At 57.6% G+C, this 18,874-nt stretch carries 15 protein-coding genes and 1 pseudogene; 11 read left to right on the top strand and 5 right to left on the bottom strand.

Going from position 1 to position 18,874, the window contains the following annotated elements; genetic code table 11:
* On the bottom strand, positions 1-186 hold a 186-nt coding region (locus C8N45_RS23470), incomplete at its 3' end, for a hypothetical protein (protein ID WP_211095493.1).
* A gap of 600 nt (positions 187-786) precedes the next feature.
* Between C8N45_RS23470 and C8N45_RS21620 the strand changes: the two genes are divergently transcribed.
* The gene (locus C8N45_RS21620; protein ID WP_245882798.1) at positions 787-1,164 is read left to right on the top strand and encodes an Arm DNA-binding domain-containing protein; all 378 of its coding nucleotides are present in this window, start codon (positions 787-789) and stop codon (positions 1,162-1,164) included.
* Here the strand turns inward: C8N45_RS21620 and C8N45_RS21615 are convergent.
* Positions 1,157-1,444, bottom strand: coding sequence for a sll1863 family stress response protein (locus C8N45_RS21615; protein ID WP_108388919.1), 288 nt, complete (start codon positions 1,442-1,444; stop codon positions 1,157-1,159). The genes C8N45_RS21620 and C8N45_RS21615 overlap by 8 nt on opposite strands.
* A gap of 69 nt (positions 1,445-1,513) precedes the next feature.
* Here C8N45_RS21615 and C8N45_RS23350 point away from each other — a divergent pair.
* The 10 genes and pseudogenes from C8N45_RS23350 to C8N45_RS21570 all read left to right on the top strand — a co-directional run.
* Positions 1,514-1,666: pseudogene (locus C8N45_RS23350) on the top strand (DUF6441 family protein); the annotation flags it as partial.
* A 591-nt stretch (positions 1,667-2,257) separates the two neighbouring features.
* Entirely contained in the window at positions 2,258-3,625 is a 1,368-nt protein-coding gene (locus C8N45_RS21610; protein WP_108388917.1) for a glutamine synthetase family protein, read from the top strand.
* Positions 3,625-4,935 carry an NAD(P)/FAD-dependent oxidoreductase gene (locus tag C8N45_RS21605; RefSeq protein WP_108388915.1) on the top strand — a complete coding sequence of 437 codons (1,311 nt, stop codon included), beginning with the start codon at positions 3,625-3,627 and terminating at the stop codon, positions 4,933-4,935. Before C8N45_RS21610 ends, C8N45_RS21605 begins: the two co-directional genes overlap by 1 nt.
* 309 nt (positions 4,936-5,244) lie before the next feature.
* Positions 5,245-6,510 carry a hydroxymethylglutaryl-CoA reductase gene (locus tag C8N45_RS21600; protein ID WP_108388913.1) on the top strand — a complete coding sequence of 422 codons (1,266 nt, stop codon included), beginning with the start codon at positions 5,245-5,247 and terminating at the stop codon, positions 6,508-6,510.
* On the top strand, positions 6,507-7,412 hold the full coding sequence (locus C8N45_RS21595) for a UbiA family prenyltransferase (RefSeq protein WP_108388911.1): 906 nt from the start codon (positions 6,507-6,509) through the stop codon (positions 7,410-7,412). The genes C8N45_RS21600 and C8N45_RS21595 overlap by 4 nt, the downstream gene beginning before the upstream one ends.
* Positions 7,412-9,835 carry a PEP/pyruvate-binding domain-containing protein gene (locus C8N45_RS21590; RefSeq protein WP_108388909.1) on the top strand — a complete coding sequence of 808 codons (2,424 nt, stop codon included), beginning with the start codon at positions 7,412-7,414 and terminating at the stop codon, positions 9,833-9,835. Before C8N45_RS21595 ends, C8N45_RS21590 begins: the two co-directional genes overlap by 1 nt.
* Positions 9,822-10,922, top strand: coding sequence for a BtaA family protein (locus C8N45_RS21585; RefSeq protein ID WP_108388907.1), 1,101 nt, complete (start codon positions 9,822-9,824; stop codon positions 10,920-10,922). The genes C8N45_RS21590 and C8N45_RS21585 overlap by 14 nt, the downstream gene beginning before the upstream one ends.
* Positions 10,919-12,238, top strand: a complete 1,320-nt coding sequence (locus C8N45_RS21580) for a hypothetical protein (RefSeq protein ID WP_108388905.1) — start codon at positions 10,919-10,921, stop codon at positions 12,236-12,238. The genes C8N45_RS21585 and C8N45_RS21580 overlap by 4 nt, the downstream gene beginning before the upstream one ends.
* Positions 12,235-13,080: a hypothetical protein gene (locus tag C8N45_RS21575; protein WP_108388903.1), complete on the top strand. Its 846-nt coding sequence runs from the start codon at positions 12,235-12,237 to the stop codon at positions 13,078-13,080. Before C8N45_RS21580 ends, C8N45_RS21575 begins: the two co-directional genes overlap by 4 nt.
* Positions 13,073-14,500 (top strand): AMP-binding protein, encoded by a 1,428-nt coding sequence (locus C8N45_RS21570; protein WP_108388901.1) that lies wholly within the window; start codon positions 13,073-13,075, stop codon positions 14,498-14,500. Before C8N45_RS21575 ends, C8N45_RS21570 begins: the two co-directional genes overlap by 8 nt.
* Positions 14,501-15,020: 520 nt before the next feature.
* Here the strand turns inward: C8N45_RS21570 and C8N45_RS21560 are convergent.
* The 3 genes from C8N45_RS21560 to C8N45_RS21550 are packed head-to-tail and all read right to left on the bottom strand — an operon-like array spanning position 15,021 to position 18,874.
* Positions 15,021-16,589 carry a flotillin family protein gene (locus C8N45_RS21560; protein ID WP_108388897.1) on the bottom strand — a complete coding sequence of 523 codons (1,569 nt, stop codon included), beginning with the start codon at positions 16,587-16,589 and terminating at the stop codon, positions 15,021-15,023.
* A 12-nt stretch (positions 16,590-16,601) separates the two neighbouring features.
* Complete coding sequence (locus C8N45_RS21555; protein WP_108388895.1) at positions 16,602-17,408, bottom strand: coniferyl-alcohol dehydrogenase; 807 nt, start codon at positions 17,406-17,408, stop codon at positions 16,602-16,604.
* Positions 17,408-18,874 carry an aldehyde dehydrogenase family protein gene (locus C8N45_RS21550; protein ID WP_168769554.1) on the bottom strand — a complete coding sequence of 489 codons (1,467 nt, stop codon included), beginning with the start codon at positions 18,872-18,874 and terminating at the stop codon, positions 17,408-17,410. The genes C8N45_RS21555 and C8N45_RS21550 overlap by 1 nt, the downstream gene beginning before the upstream one ends.

The following is an 18,874-nucleotide window of genomic DNA, read 5'->3' as shown; positions in this document are numbered from 1 at the left end:
CCAGTCGGTCAACCCGTCAAGAATGCGCTGACCATCGACTGCCCCCTCAGCAAACAGCCGCTCCGCAAAAGGATCGTAAAAGACAGCGCGATAGGCCGGGTTCCTATTCACCATCGCACAAAAGGCACAGACACCAAGGGCCGTTCGGCTCAAGCCGATTTGGGCTGTTTCTGGGACATAGAACACGGCGGTTTCCCCACGGCTTGGTTATCATAAAGTTTTAGAGATCATCTATTTTCGTCCAAGTCAAAGAAAGGTGATTTGCTCTGGTGAAACTTCCAATGCTCTAACTCAGGCTTGCAGGGGGCTTTGTTGCACAAATCGGCTTGAGGTTGGATCTCCCCTTACCCTGGACGGGTTCAGGTTACGGCAACGGTACGAGGTATCCCTCAAGGAATTGAATCAGCGAATGCATCACCAATCCAGGAAGAGTTTTTCGACAAAATTCGCCGTCGCAACACTTCTCGCCTTTCTTCCGTAGCACCACCGTAGCACTGCGCCTTACACTACAAACGCAAGAAGCGCCCCTTGGGGCGCTAGTGCTTTGATTTGGTGTGATTATTTTGGTTTCGGGAGTAGGATTGGAACCTACAACCTTCAGGTTATGAGGCAGCCCCTGCCAGTTTGCACCGGTTGCGAATCAATGCGCCAACATACTCTATCTCCTTGATATTGCTTGTTTAATATTGAATCTCGCGACTCTGATTTCCTATCTCTTACTCCACGAATCTCTTCCAGTTGCTTGCACAATGCTTCCACGAGATTGCGGGAAAAAGAGAGACCAACATGCCCAAATTGACCAAACGCACCATTGATGCCCTCAAATCAGAGGCGGCGGAATTCTTTGTCTGGGATAGCCAGATCGCAGGATTTGGCGTGCGCGTCCTGCCATCGGGCGCAAAGACCTATCAGGCACAATACCGCAAAGGCGGGCGCACCCGGCGCGTATCATTGGGTCGGCACGGCAAGATCACAGTAGACGAGGCGCGACGGTTAGCAAAGGACGTCATGGGGCAAGTTGCCATGGGCGAGAGAGCCACTTCGCGACCGCGAACGCCTGATCTGGGCGCTGGATCTGCGCCCATCATGAAGCTGACGCCCAGTATCGATCCTGATCTCGTTGCATTGATGGTTGCCGAGGTGCTAGCGTCATCAGCTATTTGAACCGCTTCATAGCACTCTGGAACGACTCCGACAGGCTGTCCCATGCCTGCTCGAAGCCTTTGTGCATATCATCCCAGGCAGCGTCGGACGCCTGCTGCGCCTCCTTCATCTTCGCCTCGGCCTCTTCGCGCTGCTTGCGCATTTCCGCAAGCTGCTTCTCGTATTTGATCTTCGCATCGGCCTGAGCTTCCTTGGCGTTTGCCTGCATCTTGTCGATCTCTGCGTTCCACTTGTCGATATTCGCCTTTGCCTTCTCCACATATGCGTCACGGTCAATCATCGTCTTCCTCCCCGGTTCTGAAGTTGGAATGATTCCACATCATAGCCGGAAAATGAGATCTGTGGAAATTTGAAGCTGAAACTCAACATTGATCCCGACCTCGTTGCCATGATGGCCGCTGAAATCAAGGTTGGGGAAAAGGCCGTGAGTGTTGCGATGCGCGAGGCCGGAACCGGGCTCAAATCGGACTGGAGGGCACAGATCACTGGCGCGGGGCTCGGGCGATTCAGTTGAGGTTAACTGACAACTTCTCCGCACGAGCAGATGCCTGCGCCAAGGAGATCGGCTGACAGTTCCATTAATCGAGTCCGACATTGACAGAATTCTGAGTACGCTTCCATTCATCATGCACATGACCTAAGGGATGAAGTGAGTATCAGTCTTGCTCAAGCGATTTTTTCAACCCCATTGGCAATCTGCTTTGAACAAGATATTGATTTCATGAGTTTGCGAATGTTTGCTGTAACAACGACTTTTTGCGGTTTACCCTGTTTGATCATGCTCCAGCTTTTGTCGCACAGCCCAGTTCAGGACGTTGAAGAAGAAGAGTTCGAAGTGCCGATCCTCGGCCCAGCGTTTGCACTAGTTCTAAGACCATGCCTTTCATAGAGCTGAGAGTGTGTGGTACATTATGAGGTATAATTTTTCTTTAGTTAAATAAAACCCTTTTATAATAATTCATTATGGATCTAGCGTGGCGGACTGTCTCTCCGCCATTCATTTCGTGACAGCGCAGGTCCGGACGCGCAGGGTTAAACGAGCAGGGCCGCGTTGCATAACCTGCGCCGGGTTTCAAAAGAAGTGACGTTATCAATGAAGGATGCTGACAAGTTGCCGACCACCAATATCAGAGCATGGCTTCAGGAACATCCCGAGCTTGAATCCGTTTTTGCCTGCGTCTGCGATCTAAACGGAACAATGCGCGGCAAACGGTTGCCGATTGAAAAGGCGAAATCCATCATGGACAGCGGGCTGCGCATGCCACTGTCTCTGCTGAGTGTCGATGTCTGGGGCGAGGATATTGAAAATAACGAATTGGTTTTCGAAACGGGTGATGCCGACGGTATTTGCGATTTTACAGGCCGTCCGATCGTTCTGGTCAACTGGACCAGCAGGCCCTCGGCGCTGATCATGTTCTGGATGGCCACCGAGGATGGCGATCCTTTCCCTGGCGATCCGCGCCGCGCATTGGCGAACATCGTCGCGCGGTATCAGGCGCTTGGGCTGACACCGGTTGTGGCGACCGAGTTGGAATTTTACCTTTGCGACCCCAATGAACCCCAGCCGCAACCGCCCTGCTCACCGGTCACGGGCAAACGACTGGATTCTGACGGTGCCCTGTCACTTGATGAATTGCAGCATTTCGATGAATTCCTAAACGATGTCTATGACGCCTGTCAGGAACAAGGTATTCCAGCCGATGCGGCGATTTCGGAAAACGGGGCCGGTCAGTTTGAAATCAATATGGTCCATGTGGCGGACCCGTTGCAGGCCGCAGACGATGCGGTGCTGTTCAAGCGGCTTGTGCGCGGGATCGCGCGCAAGCACGGGCTGGCCGCGACATTCATGGCCAAACCCTATGGCGACCGTTCTGGAAACGGCTTTCATGTGCACTTCAGCCTTGTCGATGAAAACGGCGTCAACCTGTTTGACAATGGCGGTCCCGAAGGCACGCCACTGATGCTGCATGCGGTTGCAGGGCTGCTGGAAACGATGCAGGAAAACACACTCACATTCGCCCCGCACCAGAATTCCTATCGCCGCCTTCTGCCCGGCGCACATGCGCCCACCAGCGTGGCATGGGGCTATGAAAACCGTACGGCAGCTATTCGTATTCCCGGCGGCCCCAACAAGGCGCGCCGGATTGAGCACCGTGTCGCGGGGGCTGATGCCAACCCCTATCTGGTACTTGGCAGTATTCTGGGCGGCGCGCTTGTCGGGATCGAAGGCAAAATGACCCCGGACGATCCCATTGTGGGCGATGCCTATAGCCAGAAACTTGACCACCTGCCGCTTGACTGGGCCACCGCCATTCAGGCGTTTCGCCGTGGCAAACATGTGGATCACATCTTTTCAAAACGCCTGCAAACAATGCTGGTGGAATGCAAACTGCAGGAACTCAGACGGTTCTCGCGGCATGTGACCGATTTCGAATATGACAGCTATCTGGAAATCGTCTGATGCCAATCGAAACGTTTGCCGCCAATGGCCACACCGCGCATACCCAAAGCTATTACGCCGCCAGTGCCAACCCTTCGCCCGCGCGTCCGGCTCTAGAAGGTGATCAGCAGATAGACATCTGTATTGTCGGCGCAGGCTATAGCGGTCTGTCTGCGGGGCTTCATCTGGTTGAACAAGGGTACAAGGTCGCAATCATCGAAGGCGCGCGCGTCGGATGGGGCGCGTCGGGCCGCAATGGCGGGCAGATCGTCAACGGGCTGAATGCCAGCTTGCAAACCATCGCGAAACGCTATGGGCAGGACACTGCCAATTTCGTGGCAGGGCTTGTGCAAGAGGGCGGCGAGATCATCCGCGAACGTGTCAAGACCTACGATATTCAGTGCGACCTGAAGCCGGGCAACATCTTTGCCGGACTGACGGGCGCACATATGAAAGAACTGGAGGCCCGCCGCGCCCTTTGGGCCAGCTACGGGCTTCATAATCAGGATATGCTGGACAAGGCGCAGATGCACGACCACGTGGGATCTGACCTTTATGCAGGTGGCATGATTGACCATACCGGCGGGCACATGCACCCGCTCAACCTATGTCTTGGCGAAGCTGCGGCCTTTGAAAATCTGGGTGGTGTGATCTACGAGCAATCGCCAGTGATCAGCGCCGACACGGATGCGGCAAGGCCGGTTGTCAAAACCGCGCACGGCACGATGACCTGCGGCACGCTGGTGCTGTGCGGCAACGCCTATCTGGGCCATGTGATCCCTGCCCTGACTGCCCGCGTCATGCCGGTATCGACCCAGATGATGGCCACAGAGCCACTGGGAGACGCGCAGGCGACCGCACTGTTGCCCACCGACAAATGCGTTGAAGACGTGCGCTATATTCTGGATTATTACCGCCTGTCAGCGGACAAGCGGCTGATATTTGGCGGTGGCACCGTTTATGGCGGCACCGACCCGGCAGACGTGCAGGCCAAGCTGCGGCCCGCAATGGAGAAGGTCTATCCGCACCTGAAAGGGGTCAGGATCGACTATACATGGAGCGGCAATTTTGCCCTGTCCTTCAGCCGCGTGCCCCAGATGGGGCGACTGGGCAACAACACATATTTTGCCCATGGCTATTCGGGGCACGGCGTCACAGGATCACATACATTCGGCAAGATCATCGCGCAGGCGATAGACGGCGATAAAAGCCGGTTTGATGTGTTTGCCGGCGTACCGTGGTACCCGTTCCCCGGCGGTCGGATGTTGCGTGTGCCCTATTCCACGCTGGGGTCGTGGTATTATGCTTTTCGTGACAAGCTGGGCGTCTGAGGAATTTCTGCCCGGGTTCAGGATTTCAGTGACTTTGCAATTGCGTCAAGCAGATCATTAAAATCTCTTCATTTCATTGCAGCCTATTGCAGTAAAAGAATTAAATATAGGCGCTAAATCATGTCCTTGAATGTGACGACGCACCAATAAACGGCACCAAGGCAAAATGTGGGACAACTTTAACTGATTTCCAATTTAAGCATCGTCCCACATGTTGCCCCTGCGGTACGTTTCATCTGCTTGCCTACTGCACCAAATTCGGGACAAGTTTTGGGACTTTCGATTCGCAAAGTTGGCTGGAGCCCCGCAATGACAATTCCATCGCATGTCATCGAGATGTTGCAAAAGGTGCGGGCGCGCTTTCAACCCGACAGGCTAAAGCAGCGTATGCTGCCCAGCGACGAGCAGTTCACAACGCTTCGTCCGGTGCGCAAGGCCAGTGCCGCGTCAGTGGCCCGCTATTGGGAACGTTTGCAACCGACCGCATCGCCGCAAGACCGTGACGTGCTGGCCGATCCGATCACAATGGCTGATCCTGACCGCTACAGCCCCAATATCGAAAACTTCATCGGCACCGTCAAAATGCCCGTCGGCATCATTGGCCCGCTACGGATCAACGGGCTGAATGCCCATGGCGATTACCACGTCCCGATGGCCACGACCGAAGCGGCTCTTGTGGCCTCCTATGCACGGGGGGCCCATGCGGCCACAAAATCTGGCGGTATCAGCACGGCCTTGCTGTACGAAGGGGTCATCCGCACCCCCGCCTTCGTCTTTGATAGTCTGCTGGATGCAGGCATGTTCGTCGAATGGGTCGTGCGCGAAATTGAATCTCTCAAGGCCGCTGCCGAAAGCACGACCAGTCACGGCAAACTGGTGTCAGTTGAGCCGATGGTTGATAACAACGTCGTCTTTCTGATCTGCCGATATACCACTGGCGACGCAGCGGGACAGAACATGGTGACGATAGCGACCCATGCCTTGTGCGAGGACATCGCCGCCCGTTGCAGCGTGCCGATCAAGGCATGGTACATCGAAGGGAATTTCTCAGGCGACAAGAAAGCCTCTTTCCTTGGACTGGTGACCGGACGCGGGCGCAAGGTCAGCGCGTCAGTCACGCTTCCGGCGCAGGTCGTGGAAAGGACATTGGGCACAACGGTGCAGGCAATGCTGGACTACGGGCAAGTGGCCAATCTGGGGTCGCACCTGTCGGGCCAGCTGGGGGCGCAAGCGCATTTTGCGAACGGACTGGCTGCTTTCTACATTGCCACCGGACAAGATGCCGCCTGTGTGGCCGAAAGCGCCATGGGCATCACCCGCATGGAAGCACGCGGCGATGCGTTGTTTTGCAGCGTCACCATGCCGAACATCCTAGTGGGGTCGGTCGGTGGCGGCACCTCTCTGCCCAGCCAGTCGGCGGGCCTGAATATTCTGGGCCTGAAAGGCGCCGGCAACGGGGCGGCCTTGGCAGAGGTCGCCGCCGCAACCTGTCTGTGTGGCGAGATATCCATCGTTGCCGCAATCGCTGCAGGTCACTTTACCCGCGCGCATGAAAATCTGGCGCGCCATAGATGACATTGGCAGCCCTCTGGACCTATCAGAAAGAACGGTTTCCGCTTGCGAAAACCGCCCCGCTACTGGCGATCTTTTCTGCAGCCAGCGTCTGTGTATCGGCACAACTGTCCGCCCGCCCCCTGCCCGGCTGGGGTGCCTTTGTGGCCGGGTTCATCATCGCAATGATGCTGTTTTTCCAGATGCGGGTCTGCGACGAATACAAAGATCTGGAAGATGACAAACAGTTCCGCCCAGACCGGCCCATCCCGCGTGGATTGGTGTCATTGGGGCTGATCATCTGGCTTGGGGTGGGGACACTTCCGATCACCGCACTTGCAGCGTGGCTTTGGCATCCGCCTGTATTATGGCTATTGGCGTTGGTCTGGCTTTGGCTTGCCGCGATGACGACGGAATTCGGCGTGCCGCAATGGCTCAAGGCGCGTCCGGTGCTTTACCTGCTGAGCCATATGGCGATCATGCCGTTGATTGATCTGCTGTTGACGGGCCTTGAATGGATGCGCGGCGGAGGGGCGGCGTCCGGACTGTGGATGTTTCTGGCGCTGTCATTCGTGAATGGCTGTGTGCTGGAAATCGGACGCAAGCTTTGGGCGCCGGTAAATGAAATCGCCGGTGTCGATAGCTATTCAAAGCTTTGGGGACCCGTGAAAGCGGCTTTGGTCTGGTGGGTGCTCGTCGCACTGTCCTGTGGCTTGCTGGCGGGTGTGGGCGCGGCAACGGGGGTTTTCTGGGTCAGCGTGATTCTGGGTGGCGCAGGTGCCTGTCTGTGCGGCGCGAGCGCTTGGGCCTATGCCAAAGCCCCCACCCCCAAGGCGGAAACGCGGATGGATACGGTCGCGGGCCTGTGGGTGTTCGCTTGCTATGCCATTGCGGGATTTGCGCCATTCATTGCAAGAGGAGCGTGATGTCTGCGATCATTGCACAAAGTGACGCATTGCAGGTTGATCTGGTCGGCGGCAAAGCTGCCGCGCTGGCCCGTCTGGCAAAGTGCGGGTTCAATCCACCTGCGTTTTTTGTGATCCCTGCAGAGGTTTTCGCTCTGGATCAGACGTGCACCGGACTGGACACCGCCATTGCGCAGTTGGGGCAAGGCCCATTCGCTGTGCGCAGTTCTGCCCGGCAAGAGGACGGTACGGACCATAGCCATGCCGGACAGTTCGACAGCCTGCTCAACGTGGCCAGTGCGGACGTATGGGCGGCTGCGCAAAAGGTGTGGCACTCCGGGTTTTCAGAGACCGTGAAAACCTACCGCGCGGTCAAATCCGGCGGCAAAGCCGAAGGCCCTTCTGTCATTGTCCAACGGATGGTTGATGCCACTGCAGCGGGCGTCGCCTTCTCAGCTGATCCGGTCACAGGGCAGCGCAATCAGGTTGTGATCTCTGCCATCGCAGGCTTGGGCGAACGGCTGGTATCGGGTGAAGAAGACGGCGAAGACTGGTCAATCGGGACCACCACGATCGGGCCAGACGCGCCAACGGTGCTAACCCACGTGCAAGCCGAACAGGTGGCCGATCTGGCCCGCCGGGCAGAGGCCGCCTTTGGCACCCCACAAGACATCGAATGGGCGTTTGACGCAGACGGGCTGCATATCCTGCAATCCCGCCCGATTACGACCAAGCTCTTGCCCAAACCGCAGACAGACACAGCGCTGACGATCTTTGACAATTCCAACATCGTGGAAAGCTATCCCGGCATGGTCAGCCCGCTGACTTATTCCTTTGCGGTACATATTTATGCGCGTGTTTATCAGGCCTTTGTGCGGTTGCTTGGCGTGCCAGAGTCGACCATCGCAGCCAATGGCGCCGTCTTTGGCAATATGCTGGGGCGGGTTGACGGGCGGGTCTATTACAATCTGGTCAACTGGTATCGGGCGCTGGCCCTGCTGCCCGGTTTTTCGCTGAACCGCGCCTATATGGAAACCATGATGGGCGTCGCGACACCGATGCCCGCAGAAGTGACTGACACGATTGGGCCACCCCCTGCGCGTGGTGCCGCGCGCATCAGGGAATACCTCAAGCTGATCAAAGTGGGTGGCGGGCTGATCTGGCAGGCCATCCGCCTGTCGCGCACGCGCGCACGGTTCTATGCGCGCCTGAATGATGCTCTGGACAGCGGATTTGATCCGCAAACAGCAAACCCGACCGCCCTGGCTGCCGAATACCGCCGCATCGAAAGCACACTGCTGGACCGCTGGGATGCGCCGCTGGTCAATGATTTTCTGTGCATGATCGCCTTTGGTGCGTCGCGTAACCTTTTGGAAAAATGGCTTGGGCCCAAAGGGTTGCAGTTGCATAACGATGTGATGATCGGGCAAGGCGATATTATCTCGGCCGAACCTGCGCAACGGATCGCAGCGCTGGGCGCGATGGTGCGCGACGCTGGATTGGGAGACGAATTGCGCACCTGCGGGCGTGATGCGTTGCGCAGCCATCCCCAGATCGACGCACAGGTGCAGGCCTATCTGGACAAGTTTGGCGACCGCTGCACCGAAGAGTTGAAACTGGAAAGCATCCCGCTCAGCGATGATCCAACCAGCCTGCTACAGGCCATTGCGGCCAGCGCAAGCCGCGACGCCACACCGGACCACAGCACCAAAGACCCCGATTGGGCGGCCCTTTTCCCCAATCAGCCGATCCAACGGCAGCTTGCCAAATGGCTGATTACCTGGACCAAGGCCCGCGTGCGCGACCGTGAAAATCTGCGGTTCGAACGGACCCGCATTTTTGGCCACACCCGCCGAGTTTTTCTGGCACTTGGGCGCGAATTTGCAGCACGCGCCCTGCTGGCAAGCCCGCGGGACATCTTTTATCTGACGACCCAAGAGGCGCTGGGCGCTGTGGAAGGGTTCGGGTTGTCCCCCGACCTGAGGGCCCTTGCCGCAATGCGCAAGGCCGAAGATGCAGCGGCGGCGCGGCACCCTGACCCGCCTGAACGGATTGAACTGCGCGGGCCGGCGATTGCGCCTGTCTGGGAAGATGCGGCGTCAGAAAAGGACAGCGCGGCAGAGCGGACAGCGACGGGCTGTTCAGCCGGTCAGGTAACGGCAAAGGCGCGTATCATTCGCGACCCACGCAAGGAAACGCTGGCACCCGGTGACATACTGGTCGCCCGCCACACCGACCCCGGCTGGATTGCCGTGTTTTCCAATGCCTCCGCCATTGTGGTTGAGCGCGGATCGCTGCTGTCGCATTCCGCTATTGTTGCGCGCGAATTGGGTATCCCTTGCGTCGTTGGCCTGAAAGGTGCGACCCAGTGGATCACGGACGGCGAAGAAATCGCAGTGGACGGGGCAACCGGGCGGGTTGAGAGGTGCGATGCAAAGCTCTGAAATTGCAACAAAAGCTGATTTTGATCATATCCGCTATGCGCAATTATGGGAAGATGCGGATGTGCTGACCCAAGCGCTGGGGGATTGCGCGGGAGGCACCTTGGTGTCGATCTGTTCGGCGGGCGACAATGCGCTGGCGATGCTGACCCTTGATCCCCAAAAAGTCGTGGTGGTCGATCTGTCACCCGCGCAGATTGCCTGCCTGAATTTACGGATCGGCGCTTTTCGCCATCTCACGCATCCGGAATTTCTTGAATTGATGGGCGCACGACCGAGCACACTGCGCGCAGAACTCTTGAACAGGTCCTTGCAAGGCCTTGACCAGGACACATGTGATTTCTGGCAGTCCCTTGAAAGCGACGTTGTCCAGTTCGGTGCAGGCGGCCTCGGCAAGTTCGAACGCTATTTCCGGATTTTCCGGACCCGGCTTTTGCCTTTGGTACATCGTCAGAAAACGATTGATGACATCTTTGTTTCCAAACCCAAAGCCGAGCGTCAGACATTTCTTGAAACCCGTTTTAATACATGGCGTTGGCGGCTGCTTTTGAACTTCTTCTTTTCGCGCTTCGTCATGGGGCGCATGGGCCGCGACAAGGCGTTTTTTGACCATGTTGACGGCAGCCCTGCGCAACATGTGGCCCGCCGTATCCGCCATGCCGCGGTTGACTGCGACCCTGCTGAAAACCCCTATTTGCACTGGATCATGAAAGGCACACATGGGGATGCCCTGCCGATGACGTGGCGCGCCGCGAATTTCGATCTGATCAAATCGCGGCTTGACCGGCTCGAAATTCGCCCCGGATCGCTTGAGGCGTTTGTATCGACCGGCGAAAAGGCCGACGGTTTCAACCTGTCGGATATTTTCGAATACATGTCGCCGGACATCTTTGCGCAGGTCTATGGCAGTATCCTGCAGGCGTCCGCCCCCGGCGCGCGTCTGGTTTATTGGAACATGATGGCGCCGCGCCGTGTACCACCAGCTATCATGGACAGAGTGACCACCCTGTCAGAACTCGAAGACCGTTTGAAAGTGCAGGACAAAGCGTTTTTCTACTCCGATTTTGTCGTCGAACAGGTGAAGGATTGAATAACGCGTTACAGATTGCCTTGGCATTGGGCTCTGTGGCGGTCTTGCTGGGGCTGATGGCTGTGGTGCGCCATCTGGCAGCACTTTGGCACATCGGGCCAGAGGTGCAGCGCAAGCTGGTCCACATCGGCACCGGGCTATATGCGATCATGCTGCCGTGGCTGTTTCCCGACCGCTGGCCAATTTACATGCTTGTGGGTCTGACATTGCTTGTGATGCTTGTACTGCGTTTACCCAATTCGGGGTTGGGCCGCACGCTGCACGGCGTAGAGCGGCAGTCATACGGCGATTTTCTTCTGGCGATTTCCGTCGGGCTTTGCCTGTTTCTGGCCGAAGACCAGATTTTTCTATACGTCCTGCCGATTGCGGTTCTGACGCTGGCCGATGCTGCGGCGGCGCTTGCGGGCAGCACTTATGGCACCCGGTTTTTCAAGATCGAAGAGGGTGAAAAAAGCATTGAGGGCAGCACGGTTTTCTTTGCGGTTACGCTTTTGATCGCGATTCTCTGCCTAATGCTGATGACGGGCCTGCCCCCGCTGAACATCATTGTCCTGTCGGTCATGGTGGCCGCCTTTGGCACTTTCGTTGAAGCCGTCAGTTGGCGTGGTTTTGACAATATGTTCCTGCCCTTGGGGCTGTTGATATTTCTGGCCGTCCACGCCAATGACCCGCTGCCTGATCTGCTTGCCCTCGCGTCTTTCTTCGCCACCTGCATCGTCGCCTTCAAGCTGGTCGCGCCGCAACTGGGGCTGACCGCCCACGCCGCAAGGGTCTATGTGACGGCCGTGTTCTTGGTAATTGCCGTTACAGCCATTCAGAACGCCATCTTCCCGATCCTTGTGCTGGCAGCCCACGCCTGGAGCCGGACAACAACCCCAAGCCAAAGCCAATACCCCGACCTTGATATCGTGGTGGGGCTTGCGATGATCAGCTTTGGCTGGCTGGTGCTGGGAAATGCGACGCAATGGAATGCGGTTTCCTTTTACGGGATGACCGCCATGGGTCTGATGCTGGGGTTCTGCGCACTGGCCGTGACAGGTCAGCGCGTCCTTGTACGGGTCATCACTCTGACGGCTATTGTTGCAGGCGCATGTCTGCTGCGCATGATCATTTTGCAACTGAACCCCGACGGCACAAACTGGAATGGCATGATGTGGCCCGCAGTCGCGGGAATGGCCATGCTGACCTTAGGGCTGCCATCCCTATGGCCCGTAGCATTTGCCCAAGCACGGGTGGCCAAGCTGACGCTGCTTGCGCTCGCGCCTCCTTTGGTCACTTATCTTCATGCGATTTACTCGGCAGGAGTTCTCTATTGACCCCAAAGACGTTCAAATCGGACAATGCACGTATCACCGCCTATCTGGATGGGCCAATGCACCATGGTGCCACCTGTGCGACGGTCGGCAATTTTGCCTTCAAATCGCCGGACGCAGGTGCAGAGATCCTTGGCCAAGCCATCGCGCATATCCGCGAAAACGGCATCCGGCAGATCATCGGCCCGATGGATGGGGACACATGGCACAGCTACCGCATTGTGACCCAGACCGACAGCAGCCCCGCATTTCTGCTTGAGCCGGGCCATCTGCCCGGTGCTGTTGATATTTTCAAAGCCGCTGGCTTTACCACGATCAGCCGTTATTTTTCCGCCCGTGCATCGCTTGCTGATGCGGCAAAGATCAAGCCGGACCCAACCGACAATTTCAGAATTGAACGCTGGGACGGAAACGACCCGCAGGCGCTGTTTGATCAGGTTTATGATCTGTCAACGCAGGCCTTTGCCCGCAACATGTTCTATAAACCGATCAGCCGCGCAGCATTCCTTGATATCTATATGCCGATGGTGCCGATGCTGAAGCCCGAACTGATCTTTTTTGCCCGCAGACCTGATGGTTCGCTTGCGGGCTTTCTGTTCGGCACGCCGGATTATGCCCAGGGGCCAAAGCCCACAAGCGTGATCCTGAAAACCTATGCCAGTCTGGAGCGCGGTGCGGGCCAGCATCTGGCTTTTGCCTTTCATACCGCGGCCGCCGCGCAGGGATATGAGACCGCAATTCATGCGCTCATTCATGATGACAACCAGTCAGCTGCGCGCAGCGCGTCAGAAGGGGCGGATATCTTTCGGCGCTATGACCTGTTTGGGCTGACACTGGATGGCTAATATCCTGCAAGATTTTGCCAACGCCGTGCAGCGCCATCCGACACGGGTTGCCATTGTGGATGGCAAGGGGCGCGAAACGACATTTGCGCAGCTTCAGTCACGTGCCGATCAATATGCTGCTGCATGGCATAGAAAAGGCATCACCAAAGGGTCGCGTGTCTTGCTGGCGATGCCGCTGGACGCGGGCCTTTATGCCAGCCTTGCAGCACTCTGGTCCTTGGGGGCGACGGTTATCCTGCCTGAACCTGCGACGGGGCTGGCGGGGCTGCGTCATGCCGCCAAGGTGGCGGGTGTCACCGCCTTTTGCAGCACTGGCAGCTATGGCCTGCTGAAATTCATCGTGCCAGAGCTTTGGTCCCTGCCCCACCTGCGCCCTGCCAGTGGCCCCGCCGGACTGTCCGGCCGCGTGGCTGTGGCAGACAGCGATGTCGCCCTGATTTCATTCACTTCCGGCACCACCGACGCGCCAAAGGCGATCCCGCGCAGTCACGGGTTTTTATCGGCACAGCACCACGCCATTGCCCCGTTGCTCGATAGCACCAAAGCAGAGCGGGACCTTGTGGCTTTTCCCGTCTTTGTGCTGATCAACATCGCCTGCGGGCAGACATCAGTCTTGCCCAACTGGAAAATGTCGCGGCTTGCGGCGGTGACGCCTGCCCATGTTGCTGGCTGGATCAGTGCGCAGCACGTGACGCGCGCGCTCGTCCCGCCATCGCTGTGCGACAAACTGGCAAAGGCTGATTTGCCAGCATTACTGCATACCGTTTTTACAGGCGGCGGGCCGGTCTTTCCCGACATGCTAGACCGATTGCAGGGTACCGAGCCAGACCTGCGCCTGTGCTGTGTGTATGGATCGACCGAGGCAGAGCCAATCGCCCATCTTGACGCCGATACCATCGCAACCGCCGACCGCACCAACATGCAAAACGGCGGCGGGCTGATTGTGGGCAAGCCGGTGAAGGGGCTGCAATTGCGCATCGTTGATGACGAAATTCAGGTTGCAGGGGCGCATGTGAATGCGGGCTATCTGGACCCACGTCACGATGCAGAGAATAAAATCAAAGACGGTACCACCATCTGGCACCGCACCGGGGATGCTGGACGTCTGGATGATCAAGGCCGCCTGTGGCTGCTGGGCCGGATCGGGTCAGATGTTTCCCTTGCAGGCAAAGGTACATATCCGTTCGCGATCGAGGTCGCCGTGCGCGGCTGGCAGGGTGTCGAGCAATGCGCGCTGATTGAGAACAAGGGGGCGGCCTGTCTGGTGATCGGGGGCGACCCGGCCCATCTGGCAGATTGGCAGGCGCAAGCGTCCCTGTTGCACATCACGGATGTCCGCCAAATTGCCCGCATTCCAATGGATAGACGTCATGCTTCCAAGGTGGACCGCTCCGCGCTCAAGGCATGGTTGCGCACCTGATTTCCTGCACTGTGGGTATCAGCACTACAGGCCCGGATCTATCCTGAATTGCGAGATGGAATAATCCGTCTTGTTCCTCCCCGCTTCTGCATGCGGAACTGCTTTTGTTGTCGGCCTGATCATCGCGGGATTGGGAGCGTGCAACTGCGAAAAGGACATGACGCTCAGCCGTTCTGCCCCCCTGTCCGGAGCATTTGCGCGAGCCTGATTGATCGCGGATGACAGATCATCAGCAAAAGCCGGAACAGCAGCCGTGGCACAAATCAAAGCGCAGACACATGGAATTAGAATTTGGCGCATGGCACGGCAGCTCATCAATCTGGTTACAATATCATGAAACAGCGAAAATGCAGCAACACCATGACGGCACAAAGGTCAGTTTCAGGCCAAACCATGCCGTTTCGCCAATTTCCATGGTCAAAATAAAAGACGCCCCGCAACTATGGTTTGTTGCGAGGCCCAATTTCTTCGGATCGTCATTTACCCCAAAGTTGTGGGGCGTGATGGTCATGTTGCCCGGCTAGTCGTCCGTTGATTTTCGCTTGCTTGCCGGGGTCAGCGCCGTGTCGATATTCAGGCCCACCGCGTCCCCAAGTTTTTGCACCGCTGGCAATGAAATCGCCATATCAAGGATCGCATCCACTGTCTGATTGACAGGCGACGCAGGGCCGGAACCGCCGTCAGCACCGCGACCCAGACCGCTGATATGATTGATTGAAATCCCGTCGATCTTTTCCGCTGGCTTGACCATCTCCGCCAAAATCTGCGGCATCGCCTGCAAGCGTGCGATTTCAAGCTCCATCGCGACCTGCGCCTCTGACCGGGCATTGTTCGCCTTGATCTGGGCAAGGTTGGCTTCGGTTTCGGCCAGACGGACAGCCTTGATGGCGTCGGCTTCGGCACGCTTCGCTGCGGCCTTGTCTGCGGCTGTCGCCTTTTCGCTGGCGGCGGTGATCTGGGCGCGTGCTGCGGCAGCTTCGGCCTGCTCTTGTGCCGCAATCAACGCCAGCGCCTTGCGTCGCTCGGCCTCGGCCATCTGGCGGGCTGTTTGGACCGCTTCTGCGGCTTTCACAGCCTCGACGCGTGCAGCATCGGCGCTGGCGTGGGCCTTGCTTTCTTCCTGGGATTTCGCGGCAAAGGAAATCGCGCGGTTCTGCTCGGCAATCTCCAAGGCCAGCGCTTGGGCGATTTCCGCCTCGCGCAGGGTTTGTTCCTTGGCAATATCGGCGGCTGCGATATCCTGCTCCATCTGGATACGGGACCGGGCTGCGGCACGCTCGCTTTCGGCCTTACGCGCGGCGATCTCGGACAGTTGGGCCGCGATCAGTGTCTCAACCTCTTGCGTCTGTGCGATTTCAGCGCGGCGTTGTTCAAGATTGATCTCCAACTTGCGCCGTTCCGATTCCATCGCCGCACGGGCGACGCTGACTTGGCTGTCACCTTCGATTTCAGCGCGTTCTTTTTTGGATTTGGCAATGACTTCGGCCAGCTTGCGCATGCCAACTGCATTAAATGCGTTATTTTCGTCCAATGATGCAAAGGGGGTCTGGTCCAGCGCGGTCAGTGACACTGAATCCAGTTGCAGCCCGTAGTTGGCCAGCGTGTCGGTCAGCGCTTCGCGGACCTGTTTGACAAAGCTGGACCGGTTTTCATGCAACTCGTCCATCGTCATCTGTGCTGCGACCGAGCGCAGCGCATCGATCATCATGCCGTCAATCAACCCCTTGAGCTGTTCAGGCTGAAACACCCGTTTGCCCAAGGTTTGCGCGGCGCGTGTCACGGTTTCGTCGGTGGGCGTGACGCTGGCGTAAAACTCGGCCCCCACATCGACACGCAACCTGTCCTTGGTGATCAAGGAGGAATCGCCTGTGCGCTTCACATCCATGCGCAGGGTCTGCATGTTGACCCGGTTGATTTCATGGAAATACGGGATCGCGAGCGTGCCGCCATCAATGATCACGCGCCGCCCGCCAAGGCCGGTGCGCACCAGCGCAACCTCGTTCGTGGCACGCTGATAGAAGGATGCCGCCAGTGCGATGATGATCGCGGCAATAACCAGAATGATGATGATCCAAGCCAATGCAGACATAGATGGCCTCCTTTAAGATGACAGCCCGTGCATCTCGCACAGGATGTTTGATGACATGCCGCCGTCGGCGGGAATATTGGTGCCGCGTATCCATGTTGTCATGTCTGACAATAAAAACGCGACAATCGGCGCAAGGTCTTGGGGCGTGCCGGGGCGGTCCATGACGCGCGCGTCCTCTTCGGCCCGTGCGCCCAGCGTTTCAAGAAAGTCGCCCAGAATAGGCGTGTCTACCGGGCCCGGGCTGACGCTGTTCATGCGAATGCCACGGTCGCGCCATGTCCAGCGGTTTTGCATGGTCCATGTGATCAACGCCTCTTTGGAAAAGAAGTAACTGCGCCCGCCTTCGTTCGTGATTTGATGATCTGCCGCGAAACGGGCTGCATCATCCACATGGACATTTTCGCATGCGCGGATCGCGGGGACTGCATCGGGCCAGCCGAACCCGGCAAGCGAGGCCAGATTGACGATACTTGCCCCGTTATTGAGTTTTGGGATCAGACCCAGCGTCAGTTGCTTGAGCCCGAAAAGATTGACAGCAAGCACCTTGTCCGCAGGGGCTGTCGGTGGCAGCCCTGCGATATTGGCGATTCCGTCAATGCCCTTTGGCAGCACATCGACCAGCGCATCAATCGTGGCCCCGTCTGACAGGTCGGCGCGATAGAATTCCTCAACATGGTCGAACCGCTTGGTCAGATCCACGCCCAGTACGCGTGCCCCCATCGCGGTACAGACCCGCGCGGTTTCTTGCCCGATGCCAGAGGCAGAGCCGGTGACGACGATTGTTTTGCCTTTCAGCAGTGGTGCGCGTTCCCAATCCATCAAAACACCGGCGGGAATGGGCGACCACCACGATCAAGCGTGATCCAGCGCGTTTCGGTAAAGGTTTCCATCGACCATTTGCCCCCGTGTTTGCCCACGCCCGAGGCCTTGCTGCCCCCGAACGGCACATGCGGTTCATCATTCACCGAGCTGCAATTGACGTGGCACATGCCTGTTTCCAACTTGCGCGACATTTCAAGCGCGCGGTTTTCATCGGCTGTGATGATGCCCGCGCTCAGCCCGTATTCGGTGTCATTATTCAGTGCGATTGCCTCGGCGTCGGTTTTGAAGGGGACAACGACGGCAACAGGGCCGAATGTTTCATCCTGCCAGACCGCCATATCCGGGGTCACATTGGTCAGGATCGTGGGTTCGACAAAGCGGTCCCAGACACGACCGCCCAACACGGCCTTGGCCCCTTTGGAAAGTGCATCCTCGATCTGGAACTTCACCCGTTCAACCTGCCGATCATTGATCAACGGACCGATCACATTGCTTTGGTCTGCCGTGTCGCCCGTTTTCAGTTTGGCGGCACGGGCCACGAACTGCCGCAGAAAGTCGGGGTAAATGCTTTCGTGGACCAAAACTTTTTCTACCGACATGCAGATCTGGCCCTGATGCATGAAGCTGCCGAAACTGGCCGCTTGCGTCGCCCGTTCCATATCCGCGTCTTCGAGCACGATCAGGCTGTCCTTGCCGCCCAACTCCACGCAGGCCTTTTTCAGATGTGCACCCGCTTTGGCCGCGATCTGGCGGCCAACGGGGGTTGATCCGGTAAAGGACACGCCCTTGACCAGAGGGTTTTCGACCATCTCATCGCCCATTTCAGAGACCCGTTCGCGTGAACAGGTGATGACGTTGAACACCCCTTTGGGGATGCCTGCCTCTTCCATGATTTCGCCAAAATAGAGCCCACCCGAATAGGGCGTGTCTTCGGATGGTTTCAACACTATTGTGTTTCCCGCAGCCAGCGCAAAGGCAAAGCCGCGTGACGTCAGAATGCCGGGCATGTTCCACGGGCTGATCACACTGACGACCCCCATCGGCACGCGCTCAACCATCGACACCTTTCCATGTTGCGATGGCAGCATTTCCCCGATGGAATTATAGCACATGGCAGCAGCGGCGCGGAAAACCTCGGGCACATAACCCGTTTCAAACATGCCCTTGCCGAACCAACCGCCGCCTTCGGCCACAGCCGCGGCGACGAAATCCATCTTGCGTCTCTCCCACACATCGGCGGCCTTCAGCAGGATCTTTGCGCGTTCCTGAAAATGCAATGCGGCCCATGCCGGAAAGGCCGCCTGGGCGGTTGCGATTGCATCGCGCGTTTCAACCCGGCCACCATCGGGAACCTGCGCCCAGACGCTTCCGGTTGATGGGTTGATGTCATCGAACGTGCGTGCACTGGTGATCCACTCACCTCCAATGAACATGCCCTTAATGTGTGACGTGCTGTCCAGCAT

Origin of the sequence: Yoonia sediminilitoris (assembly GCF_003058085.1) — a bacterium.
GTDB classification, from domain to species: domain Bacteria; phylum Pseudomonadota; class Alphaproteobacteria; order Rhodobacterales; family Rhodobacteraceae; genus Yoonia; species Yoonia sediminilitoris.
This window is presented reverse-complemented; position numbering and strand designations above follow the sequence as displayed.